Below are 542 nucleotides of genomic sequence, written 5' to 3' on the forward strand. Positions count from 1 at the left end.
TGTGGCAACTGGAATTGCTATTGTTGCAAGGGTTGTAAGTGAACCCATTGTAATTTTTTTAATTTTCATTTTTTCTCCTTTTTAAATTTAGATATTTGACATAAGAAAATAAGAGATTCAATTTTATCTCCAAATTTAACTAATCACAATAAAATTAATTTTTACCATTTACCAAATAATTCATTTCAAAGTTCTTCTGAAATATATGTACCCAGTGTTGAATTAATAGATGTGTATTTAGCAATAGCAGGATCATTCTTTCCTGGTGCAGTGGTACTTGTATAATCGAAAAAATTATTGTTTGATATATATTTTCTGCCATTTTCTGAAATATTAATAACTTTGATACCATTTGTTTTTTCAAGTTTTTTCAAAAGTTCTACAAGTTGTTCACCCGCAGCATTTCTTAAATCTTGACCAGAAAGTTCAATTGGTAAAGATACTCCCATTATTTCATCATTTTTAAAATGATATTGACTAAGCATCTTTTTACCAAAAGAAGTTTTAGAAATATTAATAATTATTCCTGAACTACCAATAGT

At 26.6% G+C, this 542-nt stretch carries 1 protein-coding gene; it reads right to left on the reverse strand.

Annotated features, from left to right (window positions below; translation table 4 throughout):
* Window positions 1–161: 161 nt before the first annotated feature.
* Window positions 162–542, reverse strand: a 381-nt coding sequence (locus C4B24_RS05160; RefSeq protein WP_168388395.1) for a hypothetical protein, incomplete at its 5' end; no start/stop codon positions are given.

The organism is Mycoplasma marinum (genome assembly GCF_004335975.1).
Lineage (GTDB): Bacteria > Bacillota_I > Bacilli_A > Mycoplasmatales > Metamycoplasmataceae > Mycoplasma_K > Mycoplasma_K marinum.